At 50.0% G+C, this 14,353-nt stretch carries 13 protein-coding genes and 1 pseudogene; 12 read left to right on the forward strand and 2 right to left on the reverse strand.

Annotated features, from left to right (window positions below; all coding sequences use genetic code 11):
- Positions 1 to 611 precede the first annotated feature (611 nt).
- The gene (locus tag DZE2538_RS15095) at positions 612 to 1,376 is read left to right on the forward strand and encodes an SDR family oxidoreductase (protein WP_038916695.1); all 765 of its coding nucleotides are present in this window, start codon (positions 612 to 614) and stop codon (positions 1,374 to 1,376) included.
- A gap of 31 nt (positions 1,377 to 1,407) precedes the next feature.
- Positions 1,408 to 2,289 carry a bifunctional transcriptional activator/DNA repair enzyme AdaA gene (locus tag DZE2538_RS15100; protein ID WP_050568702.1) on the forward strand — a complete coding sequence of 294 codons (882 nt, stop codon included), beginning with the start codon at positions 1,408 to 1,410 and terminating at the stop codon, positions 2,287 to 2,289.
- A 14-nt stretch (positions 2,290 to 2,303) separates the two neighbouring features.
- On the opposite strand, the gene DZE2538_RS15105 is transcribed toward DZE2538_RS15100, so the two are convergent.
- Both DZE2538_RS15105 and DZE2538_RS15110 read right to left on the reverse strand, forming a co-directional pair.
- On the reverse strand, positions 2,304 to 3,512 hold the full coding sequence (locus DZE2538_RS15105) for an MFS transporter (protein WP_038916696.1): 1,209 nt from the start codon (positions 3,510 to 3,512) through the stop codon (positions 2,304 to 2,306).
- A 433-nt stretch (positions 3,513 to 3,945) separates the two neighbouring features.
- Entirely contained in the window at positions 3,946 to 4,194 is a 249-nt protein-coding gene (locus tag DZE2538_RS15110) for a type II toxin-antitoxin system Phd/YefM family antitoxin (protein WP_038916697.1), read from the reverse strand.
- 484 nt (positions 4,195 to 4,678) lie between these two features.
- Here DZE2538_RS15110 and DZE2538_RS15115 point away from each other — a divergent pair, with 484 nt between their 5' ends.
- The 10 genes and pseudogenes from DZE2538_RS15115 (at position 4,679) to cas2e (ending at position 14,123) form a co-directional block, all read left to right on the forward strand.
- The gene (locus DZE2538_RS15115; protein WP_080638991.1) at positions 4,679 to 5,518 is read left to right on the forward strand and encodes a WYL domain-containing protein; all 840 of its coding nucleotides are present in this window, start codon (positions 4,679 to 4,681) and stop codon (positions 5,516 to 5,518) included.
- A 173-nt stretch (positions 5,519 to 5,691) separates the two neighbouring features.
- On the forward strand, positions 5,692 to 8,310 hold the full coding sequence (gene cas3, locus DZE2538_RS15120) for a CRISPR-associated helicase Cas3' (protein WP_050568703.1): 2,619 nt from the start codon (positions 5,692 to 5,694) through the stop codon (positions 8,308 to 8,310).
- A 3-nt stretch (positions 8,311 to 8,313) separates the two neighbouring features.
- Positions 8,314 to 9,855 carry a type I-E CRISPR-associated protein Cse1/CasA gene (gene casA / locus DZE2538_RS15125; protein ID WP_038916699.1) on the forward strand — a complete coding sequence of 514 codons (1,542 nt, stop codon included), beginning with the start codon at positions 8,314 to 8,316 and terminating at the stop codon, positions 9,853 to 9,855.
- A gap of 13 nt (positions 9,856 to 9,868) precedes the next feature.
- Positions 9,869 to 10,435 carry a type I-E CRISPR-associated protein Cse2/CasB gene (gene casB, locus DZE2538_RS15130; protein ID WP_038916700.1) on the forward strand — a complete coding sequence of 189 codons (567 nt, stop codon included), beginning with the start codon at positions 9,869 to 9,871 and terminating at the stop codon, positions 10,433 to 10,435.
- A complete protein-coding gene (gene cas6e / locus DZE2538_RS15135; protein WP_038916701.1) occupies positions 10,428 to 11,075 on the forward strand; it encodes a type I-E CRISPR-associated protein Cas6/Cse3/CasE in 648 nt (215 codons plus the stop codon). Before casB ends, cas6e begins: the two co-directional genes overlap by 8 nt.
- A 31-nt stretch (positions 11,076 to 11,106) precedes the next feature.
- Positions 11,107 to 11,334, forward strand: a pseudogene (locus tag DZE2538_RS21375) (type I-E CRISPR-associated protein Cas7/Cse4/CasC); the annotation flags it as partial.
- 53 nt (positions 11,335 to 11,387) lie between these two features.
- Entirely contained in the window at positions 11,388 to 12,251 is an 864-nt protein-coding gene (cas7e, locus tag DZE2538_RS15140; RefSeq protein WP_269077924.1) for a type I-E CRISPR-associated protein Cas7/Cse4/CasC, read from the forward strand.
- 11 nt (positions 12,252 to 12,262) lie between these two features.
- The gene (gene cas5e, locus DZE2538_RS15145) at positions 12,263 to 12,982 is read left to right on the forward strand and encodes a type I-E CRISPR-associated protein Cas5/CasD (protein ID WP_038916702.1); all 720 of its coding nucleotides are present in this window, start codon (positions 12,263 to 12,265) and stop codon (positions 12,980 to 12,982) included.
- The gene (gene cas1e / locus DZE2538_RS15150; protein WP_038916703.1) at positions 12,983 to 13,858 is read left to right on the forward strand and encodes a type I-E CRISPR-associated endonuclease Cas1e; all 876 of its coding nucleotides are present in this window, start codon (positions 12,983 to 12,985) and stop codon (positions 13,856 to 13,858) included. It abuts the gene before it with no gap.
- A gap of 25 nt (positions 13,859 to 13,883) precedes the next feature.
- A complete protein-coding gene (gene cas2e / locus DZE2538_RS15155) occupies positions 13,884 to 14,123 on the forward strand; it encodes a type I-E CRISPR-associated endoribonuclease Cas2e (protein WP_033577594.1) in 240 nt (79 codons plus the stop codon).
- Positions 14,124 to 14,353: the final 230 nt, after the last annotated feature.

The raw sequence follows: 14,353 nt of genomic DNA on the forward strand, positions 1-14,353 counted from the left end.
TTGCTGTGTAACGGTATGTACAGTGTGTAGACGGTTGAGCGGGCAAGACTGATATCACACAGAAATGAACGCTAAAACGCGAAGGAAGAGGCACCATTATCATTCGCACTTGCACGACCTTGTTTTGATTCAGCACGGTAGTATCAGGGCCTGAAGGGCATTGTTGAATAAACCGAATCGTTGTCAAACCGCAGAAAAATATTAGCTAACATCATGATAAAAAAGGAACTTCAAGCAAAATAAACGCGTCATACCCACCATCTCAGAAAATAACCACCAAAACCTTATAATCCCGACTCTTTCATTTTCGCAAAAAAAGCATCGACAACAGCATTCGGGAACTGACGTCACCGCACATTCATTGCAGTACCTGCCGCCTCACCACGCCGATGAATTTGCGCGCCTATGATAAGTGCACACCTTCTCTGACAGAATTATCCTGCATCAACAAACGCACGAAATCCGACCATGTCGACGTTAAGACATCCCCAAATTCGGTCTGATGTAAAGACAGCAAGATCCGGGTCGCCGGGAAGCGCTGCACTCCCCATACTTCGCCTACACCCGCCACACATCATCAACGTGAACATGACACACCGGAGGTTTTCATCATGCCTGACTTGTCTGACAAAATAGCCATTATCACCGGTGCCAGTTCTGGCATCGGGTATGCAACAGCCAAACGGTTTGCTCAGGAAGGCGCTCGCGTTATCGTGGGCGCCCGACGTCAGCAAGCGCTCAACACGCTGGTTGAGGAGATAACTTGTGCTGGCGGTCACGCGGTAGCCTTAGCCGGTGATGTCAAAAGCGAGGCTTTTGCAAAAGCGCTGGTTGAGCTGGCGATGGATTGCTATGGCGGGCTGGATATCGCCGTTAACAATGCCGGAACCACTGGAGAAACCGGCAGCCTACTGGGCATGAGTCTTGCCGAGTGGGAAAACACCTTGCACACGAATTTGACGAGCGCCTTTGTTGGCGCTAAACACCAAATTCCGGCCATGCTCCGCCGGGGTGGCGGGTCGGTCATTTTTACGTCAACCTTCGTAGGCTATACCCTCGGTTTGCCGGGGATGGCGGCTTATGCCGCGAGCAAGTCTGGGTTAATCGGCCTGACACGGGTGCTTGCAGCGGAGTTTGGCGCTCAGGGGATTCGGGTAAACGCACTGCTACCGGGCGGGACGGACACACCGATGGGACAGGCCTTCACCCGTGACCCGGAGTCACTGGCGTTTGTTCAGGGCCTTCATGCCCTAAAACGTCTGGCGCAGCCGGAAGAGATTGCCGCATCAGCCCTTTATCTTGCGTCTGATGCCGCCAGTTTCACCACCGGCATTGCTCTTCTGGCTGACGGCGGCGCCTCCATCTGCCGTACCTGAATAACGACCACGAAAGGGATGGAAGATGACGATGCCAGACTACACACACTCAGACGCGGCACATTCAAACGATGAACATTCAGACTATGCGCGCATCGCTGATGCCATCACGTTCATCGCCAACAGTGTGAACAGCCAGCCCACTCTCGATGAGATTGCCGCGCACGTTCACCTGAGCCCTTTCCACTTTCAGCGGCTGTTTAGCCGGTGGGCTGGCGTTACGCCGAAGCGCTTCTTACAGGTGCTGACCCTCGAACGGGCCAAAGCGCTACTGCGCGAGTCAAGACCGCTACTTGATGTGGCCGACGCCGTGGGGTTAAGCAGTAGCTCGCGGTTGTACGACCATTTCGTTCATCTCGAAGCGGTAACGCCGGGGGAATACAAACAACAAGGTGCGGGCCTTATCATCGAACACGCCGTTCACCCTACGCCGTTCGGTAACGCCTTTATTGCCGTGACACCCCGAGGCATTTGCAGCCTTTCCTTTCTGGACAGCAAGGATGCCGGAGAACCACTGGCAGCATTGCATCACACCTGGCCACATGCCGTGATGCATGAAAATCCGCAACGGACACAAACGGTGATAGACACACTGTTTGCCATGAAAACGCCACCGGATCGCCCGATTTCATTGCATGTGACCGGCACCAACTTTCAGATTAGCGTCTGGAAAGCGCTGTTACAGATCCCCCCGGCCACTGTCGTCAGCTATTCTCAGGTGGCCGATGCCATCGGCCATCACAACGCGGCAAGAGCGGTGGGACTGGCAGTCGGCGCCAATCCGGTCGCCTTCTTGATCCCCTGCCACCGCGTCATCCAACAAAGTGGAAAAATCGGCGGCTACCACTGGGGAGAAACCCGAAAACACGCGATACACGCCTGGGAATCCGCAAGGTATGAAAGGTATGAGTAGCCAGCGCAGCGGCGTTAATCGTACTGCCGTTGTCGGTCCCAGGCCAGCAGATGCCGAAGCCACCAGAGGAGCAGTGCCAGTAAGGCGATGCCGCCAAGTACCGCAAACGCCGTGCGGTAGGAGTAGGTCGCGGCAATATTCCCTGCAAGCGCGGGGCTGAATGACGCCCCGATGCCTTGCAGTAACATGACAACGCTCAGCCCGGCATTGGTATGCCCGCTGCCTTCCAGCAACCTGACGATATAACCGGGAACCGCCACCCCCAGAAGCCCCGCCGCCACACCATCTAATACCTGAACCGGTATCATAAAAAATGGCCCGGCGGATACCGATGCCAGCGCGGCACGCAGCGGCAACACGATTAATGCCAGCGTAATCAGCGCCGCGTAACCGTATTTACCGGCTCTGGCGGCGGCAAATAACGCCACCGGGATCATCACCAGTTGGGAAATAATGACGGTCGCCGCCGCATACACGCCCGCACTCATTTCGCCATCAGGCATCGCGGCCACCCGCATACTGAGCATCGGCAGCAAGGCGGCGTTGGCGAGGTGAAAGAGCATCAGTGTTGCCCCGGTCGTCACCACCGCCGGGTGCGTGATAATGACAGAAAGCCTGGGGGCGGAGGCAGCATCGTCAGCGCCGCTTAACCCACGGGCCACACGGTTATCGATATCACCATGTCGGATAGCCAAAACCGCTATCGTGGCGCATATCGCCATACCGGTCATCAGGATAAAGACGACATCGGTTCCCCAGTAAATCACCAGCGCGCCCGCTAACATCGCTGCGCTCATGTTCCCGCCATGATTAAACGCCTCGTTCCTTCCCATCTGATGGTTAAAGCCAGACGGGCCCGTCAACCCCAGCGTAATCCCGGTCAACAACGGCGCAATAAAGGTGGCGGACACCCCGGTTATCACCTGAGAGAACCCCACAACATACCGATTCGGGAAAAACCAAAGCAACAAGGTCGCGGCGGTGATGAGCACACAGCAGGCAACGAGCACCGCCCGTTTGTTGCGCGACGCATCCGCGGCCAGCCCGCAAGGCATGGTGGCAACCAGGCCCGCCAAACCACCGACGGTCATGATCCAGCCGATGTCATCGGCTTTCCAGTGATGCTCGGTGAGAAAAATCCCCAAAAAAGGGCCGAGGCCATCTCTGACATCGGCCATGAAAAAATTCACTAAACACAGCGCCTGAAGTGATCGTAAAGGCATCGGAACCCTTTTTACGTTGCTAACCATCATGGTTCAGCCTGCCTGAGATGGGCGGCCTGTGCCATAGCCGAAAACGCACCACCCACCTGTCAGTGGGGTAAGCCCCGCTGGATACGGAGAACAGGCATCACTCACCACCCTCGAAAAATGAAAGTAATCGGCTTTCAAGTCAGTTGTATGATACACAACGGTAACATTAGGTGGAGGCTATGATTGTGGTTGTGCTGGATGATGTGTTCGGCGAGGTGCTATGCCTGCGTAGGCTGTGCGTTTTGGGATGGGGAAGAAATGGCGCTTTGCTTTACACACTCTTCGCTCATCACCATTATTTGGATAGTGTGAAGTCACTCGGTGCTTATTTTATATTTCATTCTGAATGCTTCGACCATCAGCACGATCTATGAATACGTACTGACTGGAAAAATCCTTATGCTTATTCAGAGAACTCGGACAGATCCTTGTCAGAAGCATTTTGCAGCAGTGTCTGCCCATTCTGTGCAATCTCGCTTAACCGTTCAGCCGTTGGGCGAAAACGCGCAGCGGTATGCACCCTAGCCCTGATCATATAGCCAGCCGGACGATTATTCGACAGCACAGCGACAGGTTCATCAATACAATACTTCGCTGGGTTCTTCCTTAACTCGATAATGTCGATAGATTTCTCTGCGAGGATACGTTCCATAGAACACCTGAAAATGCCTGTTATAGTGAACATCTTAATGCACGTTATAATGAACACCCAGCAGTACACTTAAAAAACAGGCAAAAAATACCAATCCCGCAGGTCATTATTTAACAGGCCACTTTTCTGACGTCTGACGCTGGCCGCACCTGTGCACTTAACAACATTCCTTCCAGGCTCAAGCTACTGGAGGAATATCGAGATAATCCATTGATAGTCAAACGACTTATAACCGTAAGGTAGTCAAGTTTGGTCAAGTGATTCAGCCCGTTATTCGATGGCATGATTACCTATAACCACACTATTGCCCGTAGCCGAATATGTTATGAGTTGGATTAAATGAGGCAGGCTTGCCATTTCCAAATACATAGCATTCGCTACCCATGACGATTCTCACATCAATATTATTAATATATATTTAGAGTGATAATCAATTCTGTTGCAGATGGTTCCGTATAAAGCACCAATACTCCATGGAGGGCGAATGAGTAGTACCCCAAAACCACCTCATGAACGATTGGCATTTCTGGAAATGCTGGCTTTTTGGATGGGGGAAGTCCGTAATAAAGACCTTGAAAACCAGTTCAACATAACCCGGCAACAGGCGTATAAAGACTTCGTTCAGTATCAAGATTTGCACCCTAATTATCTCATCAAGTTGGATAAGGCATGTTACGTTTTTGCTGATGGAAAACAGCCACAATATTTCCATGGTGGGTTAGATGATTTTCTTTCCTGGCTGGAAACCGGCTATTTTGTACTGGCTCATCTCTTACCCAATGCCTGTGCAACCCGACTGGAATTACCTGAGCGTAGAATATCTCGCCAGGTAATCGCCACATTAGTAAAAGCTATTCGTCAACAATTGCGGGTAGAAGTGAACTATGTCTCGCTGTCTAACCCGGAAAATGAAGGGCGAATCTTTAGTCCACACAGCATCGTCAAAGCGGGGAGTCGCTTCCATGTCCGTGGGTATTGTGAGAAATCGCAAGGGTTCCGAGACTTTGTTCTGAGTCGATTCCGAGATAATGCAGAAATCGAAGGCGTATCGCCCCACTCCATTGTTCAGGATGAAGCCTGGCAGACCTATGTCACGTTAGTTTTATCGCCCGATCCACGGTTAAGCCCAGCCCAGCAAGACGTTCTGGCTAATGATTACCAGATGGAAAATAACCAGCTCCGCATTAAAACCCGTGCAGCGCTTGCTGATTACCTACTGAAGGAAATGCAAGTCAACACCAAATATCTCGACGGAAAGCCAGAGGCACAACAACTGGTGCTGGTAAACAGAGATGACATAAAACAATGGCTTTTTAACAGTTGATGGGCGCGTAAATACTGAGTGGGTAATCCCAGTTAACCTGAAAATTCATACAGTATTGTGAGGCATTTTTATTAGTCGCAACCTCTCCCTCCAGAGATAGGTTTTATCTGGCTGTGCCCTATGGAATCTATTTAACGTCAGTGGGTAAACGGCTTTGAACAAGGATAATTATAGTGATACGCCTGACAAAAAGACCTCCGCAAACTGATAATACAGCCCCAGCTATTCACTTCGAGAATTGTCCGGCTAAATCGTGGAAACAGAATGATGGAACTGTAGTTCAAGGCCGTTCCGTACTAAACCACTGCCAGATAGTCGGGGAAATAGCTCGCTATCTGATATCTCGCTTCCCTGAATCAATGCGAAATCATTTGTTCCCGCCTGGGAGTGAAATGACAGCAGGCAGCCATGATATTGGTAAGGTCAGCCCGACATTCGTGGCGAAAATCTTGTCTGCCTGTGGTATCGACTACAAGACAATACCAGAGTTGGCCGAAGTCAATCCTGAGCTTGAGAAACAGTGGGGCGGCCATGCTGGTGTCAGCCAAGCCACCGCAGAAGAGATTGGTGTTCCGAAATATGTCGCCGAAATCCTTGGTCAACACCATGGTTTTAACCCGATGGTTGATGATAAACGCGGCAATGCAGACATCTTTGGCGGACCTCACTGGTTTGACGAACGTAAAAAGTTGGTAGCTGCGCTGAAAGAATGTTTGCAAACTGACTGGCCGACATTTGATTCAGCAGCCCAGGCCCGCATCGTTGCAGGCTTAACATCCGTCGCCGACTGGATTGGTTCAGGCGAGTTTTTTGAAAACCCCAACGAAGACTGGCAGCCCAACATCATCGCTGCCTTGAATAATGCGGGTTTTATTACACCCGTCATACGCAAGGGGTTATCTTTTACTGAGGTATTTGATCCCTTCAATCGCTCGATGCAACTGCGTGAACCTCAGTCTTTGTTTATTGAACAGGTATCGGGGCCAGGAGTCTATATTCTCGAAGCCCAGATGGGGATGGGGAAAACCGAGGCAGCGTTATATGCGGCTTATCAGTTGCTGGTACAGGAAAAAGCGACAGGCATTTATTTTGCTCTGCCGACGCAGTTAACCTCCAACAAGATATACGAGCGTTTCAATGCCTTTCTAGAGCAAATCGTTAGCGACCAAACACCTAAACGCGGTTTGTTGCTCCATTCCAATGCCTGGTTGCTTCAGAATACCGAACTCGGCGAGGAAGGCAGCCCAGGGGGTTCATGGTTCAACCAGAATAAGCGCGGATTATTGGCTCCGTTTGCCGTTGGTACTATTGATCAGGCGTTAATGGCTGTCATGAACGTCAAACACGGTTTTGTTCGGGCTTTTGGTCTGGCAGGCAAGGTCGTTATTCTGGATGAGGTACACAGCTACGATCTCTACACCGGCACAATTCTTAACGAACTCGTGGCGTTTCTGCGTCAGATAGACTGTACCGTGATTATTCTCAGCGCGACGCTGAGTCAGTCCCGGCGTGCAGCACTATTACAGCAAACAGCAACCAGTACAGCCTACCCACTGATCACCGCCGTACCCTCCGCCATGGAAAAAAATACGCCGCTTGAAGTGGGTGTACCGACTGTAGATAGTGCTCCTGTGACACTTCAATTATGCCATGAGAGTGAACCAGCATTAGAAGAAGCCCTTAGACGGGCAGCTCAGGGCCAGCAGGTCTTATGGATAGAGAATACCGTTGCTGAAGCCCAACAACGGTATCTTGATATCGCCAGCCGTGCGACAGAAGCCGGATGTAAAACCGGCCTGCTACATTCGCGTTTTACCCCCCAACACCGAACTATCAACGAAGATCGTTGGGTAACGCTCTATGGTCGGGCTGGGTGGCAGCAACGTGCAAACTGTGGGCGCATTCTGGTGGGTACGCAGGTTTTGGAACAGTCGCTCGACATTGACGCTGATTTTCTTGTCACCCGCTTTGCCCCCACAGATATGTTGCTACAGCGTCTTGGTCGCCTCTGGCGACATACAGACACGCCACGCCATGCGAGCGCCAGACCGGAATGCTGGTTATTGGCCCCAGCACTTGAGCACGCTCTGACACTCCCCCACTCTGCCTTTGGCAAAAGTGCCATGGTGTACTCGCCCTATGTGTTGTGCCGCAGCCTTGAAGTCTGGAAAGACATAAACGCAATTCGGCTACCATCAGGTATTCGTCCTTTAATCGACCAAACCTATGCCGAACGGAGTGAAACCGGGCAGTGGGCCGGTCTGTTGCACGAGCTGAAGAATGGCAGCCGATTCCGTACCGGCGAGCAAGCCCAACAAGCACTAGCCAAACTGACGTTGTCTAAAGGTGGCAAAACCTTGCCTGAGCACAAAGCGGAAACCCGCTATAGAGATCAAGACACTCACGATCTGCTGCTGCTGCGCAGCCTGCGCTCACAGGATGGCACGACCATTATCCGTTTACTGGATGGCACTGAATTAACCCTACCTCATAGCCGCCATCGCCTGACCAAAGCGGAGTGGCGCAAGCTGGCTGTCGCGCTTAACCAGCAACTGGTGCGAGTCAACCCAGCCTATTGTCCGCCTAAAACCGCTAAACATGAACTGGAAAAACTGCATCTTAACGAGGTGTTTTATCTTGGCCGACCAGAAGACGACGAAGCACTACTGCGTGTTGCTATCGTCAGCCATGTTGGGGAATTACTGACGCTGGACGGGCACCCGGCTGGTGATAAATATATTCTTGAATACCGAGAAGACCTTGGCTTGCGGGCCATTTCCAATAAGGAATAAACGATGGAAAACCGCTTTAACTTGATTGATGAACCCTGGATACCCGTCGCGGTTATCGGTCAAGTCAGTCTGAAAGAGATTTTCAGCAATCCGCAATTACGTGCCTTGGGGGGTAATCCCGTACAAAAAATTGCGCTCACGAAATTGCTCTTAGCTATCGCGCAGTCGGCGTCTACCCCGAGTGATGACAACGATTGGCGACAAACCGGCTGGCAAGGTATGGCGGAGAGCTGCCTGAGTTATCTTGAAAAGTGGCATGATCGGTTTTATCTGTATGGCGAAAAACCTTTTTTGCAGATGCCTGCTATTTGTAAGGCTAAGGTGAAGTCGCTTGGAGTCTTGTCACCAGAGATCTGTACCGGTAACACAACGATATTAAATCAATCTCAGAAAGAACATTCTACAAATGATAATGATGTAGACAAGGCTATTACGATTGTTGTTCAGATGGGGCTTGGCCTTGGTGGTAAGAAAACAGATAACACCGTTGTATTAACAGCCAACTATCAAGGTAAAAAAAGTGAAAAAGGAAAATCAGCCAGTGGCAAAGCTGGTTGTTCGGTAGGTGCTACAAGTTCATTTGGGGGGCTATTACACTCCTTCTGGCTGGGTGAATCTATTGTTCATAGTGTTTGGTTAAACCTATTCACCACGGAAGATATTACTGAATTAGTGATGTATCCAACACTGGGCGTTGCACCCTGGGAACAAATGCCTACGGGCGAAGATGATGACATTGCCCAAGCGTTAAAAACATCGCTGATTGGCCGACTGATCCCAATGGGTAAATTTTGCCTTCTGGCTGATGATGGCATTCACTACTCCGATGGTATTGCCCATGCGGGGTATCTGGAAGGGAAGGCAGACCCGACAGCCTCAGTGGATTTCGCACAGAAAAAGCCAAAAGCTTTATGGGTAAACCCAAGCAAGCGCCCCTGGCGAGAATTAACCTCTCTATTGCAGTTTATCGAGCAAGGCAAAGTGGGTGGTTTTGACACACCACAACTCAAACGGACATTGAAACGGGTATCCCGTAGTGCTGAACAATTTGCTCTCTGGTCAGGCGGCCTGCGCGTCAGCAGTAATGCCGGGGAACAATATGCATCGGGTACTGACGACTACGTGCAGTCTGAAATATGGCTATCATCCCATCTGCTTGGCAGCGTGTTTCTGGAATATCTAAAGCATGAAATGAGTCAACTCGAAGCTATCCAGAAACAGCTTTGGGGAGCCGTTGTTCGTTATTTCCGTCAGTTATCGGATATCGACAAGTCCGGTACCGGCAAAGCACAACCCTTTGTTTCGAATCAGGCAGAAAAAGCAACAAGCACCTTCTGGCAACTCTGCGAACGCCGAGCTCAGGTTTTGATCAACGCCTGTGACTCAACCGACGAAGCCAAGCGACAGCGTATTCAACTTCACAAAACCTTTGCCGCTTACGCTATCCAGGTATTTGACCAGATGTGCCCAAACGATAGTGCCCGTCAGATGGACGCCTGGGCCCAGTCGCGTCCCAATTTTTCCAAATATCTAAAAGCCGATTAAGGAGAGAATCTGTATGGTTCCGCATCCTACAGACACCACCACCCCAGCCCCTGAAAGGGTATCCAGAGCCGAGCGATTCGTCAGCTACGTGATTGATCGTATCAATAAGGACAACGGCTTTGCCGCCCGGCTCAAACGGGCAGATAACCCGGCAACCGAGTACCAGAGTTGGGAATTACTGGCAAACTTTGGTGTTGACCTCGAAAAAGAGTGGGAGCGCCAGCCCTATTGCACCGTGGGTGCCGCACTGGCAAAAGCCAAACCCACCGCCAATGGCAGGCTCCCTTTGGGTGCCGCGATTGCTGCCTGTTTTGCCGAGAAGAATCAGTCTGATCAGGCCAAAGCCCGCCTGCGTCGCCTGTTGGCCTGCACCAGTACGACAGAATCTTGTCGCATTTTGCGACCATTGCTGACGCTGATGGCAAGTCGTGGTGTCACCCCCGATTTCGCTCAATTGCTGGATCAGCTACTGGGGTACTCAGGTAACAGACAGGAACAAATTCGAGCCCGTTGGGCGCAGGCGTTCTATCACCATACTGAAGAGGTGGATGAAACCACTACGGAGCGCTCGCATGACTGAGCTATTCGCCAGCGCCTTACACCTTGATCGTGCTGCTGTTAAAGCACTGAAAATGACCGATGCCTATTCGTTGCACCGGGTCGTGTACAGTCTGTTTTCTGATGAACGCACAGAAACCGAAAAACTCAGCCATATCCAGAGCGGTATTGTTTATGCCGATCAGGGCGGTGATTTTCAGCACCGCAAAGTGCTTATTGTTTCCGACCGAAGACCGACAACACACGTCGAGGGTCAATATGGCAATGTGCGCATTACCCCAATTTCTGATGCATTTTTGTCTCACTCCCGCTATCGCTTCAAAGTACAGGTCAATCCCGTACGCAAGGACAAACAGAGTGGTAAACGCATTGCCGTCAAAGGCCGGAGCCATATCGCCGAATGGTTTTTACAACGAGCCGCCAATAGTTGGGGATTCGAGGTAGACCCTCAGACCCTACAGGTAGACGCTATTGAGGTACTGCAATTCAAAGACAAGGTTGGCCGTCTGGTCACGCTTGGCAAAGCCCATATACAAGGGCAATTCACCGTGCTCGACCCGCTGCAATTTCGCAACAGTTTCAAGAATGGTATTGGCAAAGGGCGCGCATTTGGCTGCGGCCTGTTGCAAATCGTGCCGATTATTGACAACCCATTTGCCTGACTTTTACTGCCTATTTTTCAAGGACAATTCCATGACTAACCACTTCAAAAATACCCGCATTGAATTCCATATCCTGCAATCTTTCCCGGTGACCTGTCTTAACCGTGATGATGTCGGTGCCCCAAAATCAGCCATGATCGGCGGTGTTCCACGTGCTCGCGTGTCGTCACAATGCTGGAAACGTCAAGTTCGCCTTCAATTAGCAGAATTAGGTGTAACAACAGGTTCCCGAACTAAATTAATTTCAGCTCTAGTTAGTGACGAATGTAAGAAATTCGGCGCAACAGATGAGCAAGCCAAAAAATGTGGTGACTGGTTAGAGGGTGCTTTTATAAAACAAAAAGAGACAAAGAAAAAAACAATAAAAATACCGATAACGATGATGAGACTGGAGATGAGTCTGGAGAGCAACAAAGTAACTCATCAGATACCTTATTATTTCTTGCGCCTAATGAAGTTAAAAAAATTGCTCAGGTTTTTGCTGATAATGGATTTGATGAGATTTTGACACTAAAAGAAAAAGATCAAAAGAAAAGAGTAAAACAAGTATCAGAATTAATTAACAAATCAGATATGAATGCTTTAGACATAGCACTCTTTGGTAGAATGGTCGCTCAAGCAACCTCACTAAATGTGGAAGCCGCTTGTTCTTTTGCTCATGCAATATCAACGCATAAAGTAGTAAATGAAGTCGAATTTTTCACTGCCGTAGATGACGACCCATGCAAACTCCGGACAGATGCAGGCTCTGCCCACATGGGTAGTCTAGAGTACAACTCTGCTACTTATTATCGTTATATCAGTCTAGATCTCGGACAACTCAAACAAACTTTGGGTGACAGCTATGAGCTTAAATATGCTATTGACGTTTTCGTGAAAGCGCTTTACGAAGCCGTACCCAGCGCTCGACAAAGTTCAATGACTGGCGGTAGCTATTGGGACTATGCACGGGTTTTGGTACGCAAGGGGCAACGACTGCAAGCCTCTTTTGAACAACCCGTTAAAAGTAAAGGTGAAGGCTTCCTGCACCCAAGCAAAGACGAACTTAAATCCTGGCTCGACAAAAAAGAAAAGCTCTCAGGTTCACTGTTTGGCAAACAAGGGGATTACGAATGGGGCGAGAATCTTGATTACAGCATTGATCACCTGATCGCTGATCTACAGTCCCACCTGTAAGAGGGATAGAGATGAGCCAATCTACCCAATATATGCTCCTGTGGTTAGAAGGGCCGTTGCAAGCCTGGGGGCACGACTCAAAGTTTGGGGTGCGTGACACTCTGAACTTCCCAACTCGCTCAGGCATTCTTGGTCTGCTTTGTTGCGCCAGAGGGGCTGGCGGCCCTGAAATCGAATGGCTGGCGCAAATGAATAACATGAGTATGGAAGTACGGGCTTACGCCCGAGCTGATGATAAAGGCCAGCCATATCTACGAGAGCCCACCTTGTGTGACTTCCAGATGATCGGTAGTGGCTACGATAGTAAAGATCCTTGGCAAAAACTTCTTATACCAAAGACTTCAGAAGGCAAACCACCGCAGAATAGCACTGGTTCAAAAATGACCTACCGCTACTACCTGCAAGATGCCGTCTTCGCGGTAGTATTGGAGGTGCCGCAGACACAAGCAAAATTGTTGTCTGACACGTTGCAAAATCCGGTGTGGGACCTGTATCTGGGGCGCAAAAATTGTGTACCAACTGAACTGATTTATCAGGGTTTATTTGCGGATGCAGACGCTGCCTGGCAACAGGCCCAAACAGTGGCGGAGAACAAGCAACGGTTGCCCAGCTATGCCGTCATTGAGGGTGAAGGTGATGGCGATATTATTACCTTGAATGATGTTCCGGTGCAGTTTGGTCAGCACAAGCGCTATCGGGACAGGCGAGTGACGCTGGTGGAGATAGCATGAATGGCTAAGGGAGAGCGGCTATTTGTCAAAGTAACCCGTGAATCACTGCCCCAGGTAAAGGATAAATACCCTTTTTTATATCTGGAGCGTGGGCGCTTAGAGATAGATGACAGCAGTGTGAAGTGGGTTGACTCAGATGCCAATGTCGTGCCCATTCCCGTTGCAACCATCAACACATTACTACTCGGCCCTGGTACTACAGTAACGCATGAAGCCGTTAAAACGGCGACCGCCGCCAATTGCGCTGTCTGTTGGGTAGGAGAAGATAGCCTGCTTTTTTATGCCGCTGGTTTTCTTCCTACCGCCGACACACGCAATCTGAAATTACAGATGGCCCTTGCCAGTGACGAAGAGTCTTCCCTTAAGGTTGCCAGAGCGATGTTTGCGAAACGTTTTCCCGATGCTGAACTGGAGGGCAAAAGCTTAAATAGCATGATGGGAATGGAAGGCAATCGGGTTCGGGCGTTATATCAGCAAAAAGCGCAAGAGTATGGCGTAGGCTGGAAAGGACGCCAGTTTACACAGGGAAAGTTTCAACTGAGTGATCTTACCAATCAAGTGTTAACCGCCACCAATGCGGCGCTTTACGGCATATTATGTTCGGCTGTCCATTCCATGGGATATTCTCCCCATATTGGATTTATTCATTCCGGTAGCCCATTACCGTTTGTGTACGATTTAGCCGATCTTTACAAGGAGCCGCTGTGTATTGATCTGGCCTTTTCTCTCTCACGAGAAATGGCTGGCCATTATGATAAACACAAAGTATCTGACGCATTCAGGAAGCGAGTTATTGTCATTGATTTGCTTAATCAAATCACCGCAGATGTTAATGAGTTGATGGGGGTTAAACATGCTCGTCGTACTCGCAAATGACCTACCACCTGCGGTTCGTGGGCGTATGAAACTTTGGTTCGTGGAGCCTCGCCCGAATGTGTTTGTCTCAGGTGTGAAAGACTCCGTGGCACAAACCGTGGTTGATTACTTGATGCAGTATTCACCAGCAGAGTCTGGTCTTATGCTGTTTCGAAGTATTCCACAACCGCCGGGTTACGAAATTCGTTACAAAGGCGAGATAAGAAAGCCAATTACTCATATCAGTGGATTACAACTGATTATCGAAACACTGAAATCCCTGTAACCCACAGATATAGTGTTTCAATTATCGCTCTTTCACAATATATTGGTGTCTTCCCCACGCACGTGGGGGTGTTTCTGACAGGTCGAGGAGCATTACTCGGGAATCGTAGTCTTCCCCACGCACGTGGGGGTGTTTCTACCACTCGGTTATTGCCGCCTGAATATTAATAGTCTTCCCCACGCACGTGGGGGTGTTTCCAAATAGTTTGCTATCGCACAACGTATAGATAA

This window comes from Dickeya zeae NCPPB 2538, assembly GCF_000406165.1.
GTDB classification, from domain to species: domain Bacteria; phylum Pseudomonadota; class Gammaproteobacteria; order Enterobacterales; family Enterobacteriaceae; genus Dickeya; species Dickeya zeae.